Here is a 2,315-nt window from a genome sequence, read left to right on the forward strand (position 1 = left end):
GAGGCTAGGGATCGTTTATACCCCAGTGGAGGTGGTGGATTTCATTATCCACTCCGTCAACGATGTGCTCGAAAGTGAATTCAATCAGACCCTGGGCAGCCCAGGTGTGCATATTATTGATCCCTTTACAGGCACTGGCACCTTCATCACACGCTTGCTTCAGTCCGGGATGATCAAACCTGAAGAAATTGCCTATAAATACCAGAACGAGATTCATGCGAATGAGATCGTGCTGCTGGCCTATTATATTGCCGCCATTAACATCGAGGCGGTCTATCACGATGTCAGTAAGACGGAATATACTCCTTTCGAAGGCATTTGCTTGACTGATACTTTCCAAATGTACGAAAGGGACGACTTGGTCTCTGGACTTCTGGCCGATAACTCTGAACGCCGTAAGCGCCAAAAAGAACTCGACCTGAAAGTGATTATTGGTAATCCGCCCTATTCCACAGGACAAACTAGGGCCAACGACAATAACCAAAACATAGATTATCCCCATCTTGACGCTCGCATTGAGCAAACATATGGCGCTCGTTCGCGTGCCACGCTCTCCAAAGGACTTTACGATAGCTACATTCGCGCTATTCGTTGGGCTAGTGACCGCATCGCGACCGGCGGCGGAGTGGTAGGATTTGTGACGGGGTCTGGATTCATCGAAAAATTGTCAATGGATGGAATGCGGAAGTCTTTATTAGATGAATTTACGAAAATTTACGTATTTAATCTTAGAGGGGACATTCGCAAAAATATGTTGAGTAAAGGCAGCGCAAAAGAAGGCCAAAATATTTTTGGAAGTGGCAGTATGACAGGGATAGCCATAACCTTATTCGTCAAGAAAATGAATAATGAAGCAGCCTGCGAAATTTTTTACAGAGATATTGGCGATGACTTAACCACCAAAGAAAAGCTAGAAAGAATTAGCTTGTTTTCAGAGGGATTTAAATCTGCATCAGCGGACGATTGGCAGAAAATACTGCCGAATGAGCATGGCGACTGGATAAATCAACGAGATGCCTCCTTTTCTCATTTTATAAGCTTAGGCGATAAGTCGGGGAAATCTAATAAGATATTCAATAATTTCTCACTCGGCGTCTCAACAAATCGAGATGCATGGTGCTACAACTTCGGTAGGTCAAGTGTCGCATCTAATATTTCGGAAATGATTGAAATATATAACTCTCAACTCATCCAATTTAATGAAGGCCGTTTAGCTCTTGATAGGAAATCTCGCGAAAAGGAATTGAAAGATTTTCTCAATACTCATGCGGACTCGGTAAAAATAAACTGGACCCGGGGACTAAAACAGCAATTTGCAAGGAATCAGGACCTTAACTTCGCCGAGTCTTGTCTTGTCCGGAGTATCTATCGTCCCTTTACGGAACAGTGGCTCTATTTTAATCGTCAATTAAATGAAATGGTTCTACAGATGCCTCGCATATTTCCTGAGGCAAGAACGGATAACAGAGTGATTTGTCTTTCCGGTGTTGGTGCTAGAAGTGGCTTTTCAGCTCTTATGACAAAAAAACTTCCAAACCTACATGCTATTGATTCTTCTCAGAATTTTCCACTAAAGCTCTACGAGAAAGTTGCTGAAGATAAGTTTGACCTTTTTTCGGATAATAGTGACTCTTCAAAAAATTATACCGTAAAGGATGGAATCAGCGATGAGGGCTTGTACCATTTTGAAAGTGCATATCCAGGCGAGCAGATTTCTAAAGAAGATATATTTTACTATGTGTACGGGATTTTGCATTCAGAGGAATATCGTGAACGATTTTTAGATAACCTGAACAAGGAACTGCCTCGCATCCCGACCGTAAAAAAGAAAGAAGGGTTCTGGGCATTCAGCAAAGCGGGTCGAGAGCTGGCTAATTTGCACGTGAACTATGAGCAGATTGAGATGCACCCGGTCGGCTTTAAGATCTCCGGCAACCGTAGCTATGAAGAGCTGACTGACACTGATTTCCGGGTAGATAAACCGTGGAAGTTCAGTGGCCCTGCCAAAGACAAAGACAAATCCACCGTGAAATTCAACAACACAATCACAATTACCGATGTGCCTCTAGAAGCCTATGATTATGTAGTTAACGGCAAGCCCGCACTGGAATGGGTGATGGAGAGACAGATTGTGAAGACGGATAAGGCCAGCGGCATCGTGAATGATGCGAATGACTATGCCGTGGAAACCATGGGGAACCCAGCTTACCCGTTAGAACTTTTCCGGAGAGTGATCACGGTTAGCCTGGAGACGATGAGGATTGTGCGAGGCCTGCCCACGCTGGATATTTGAGTCGATGAGATCGAAATCACCT

Annotated in this window: 1 protein-coding gene; it reads left to right on the forward strand. The window is 44.0% G+C overall.

Annotated elements, in window-relative coordinates; genetic code table 11:
* Nucleotides 1–2,293, forward strand: a 2,293-nt coding sequence (locus ABGV18_RS11405) for a type ISP restriction/modification enzyme (protein WP_396586139.1), incomplete at its 5' end; no start/stop codon positions are given.
* Nucleotides 2,294–2,315: the final 22 nt, after the last annotated feature.

It is taken from the genome of Guyparkeria halopsychrophila (assembly GCF_044582135.1).
Taxonomy (GTDB): domain Bacteria; phylum Pseudomonadota; class Gammaproteobacteria; order Halothiobacillales; family Halothiobacillaceae; genus Guyparkeria.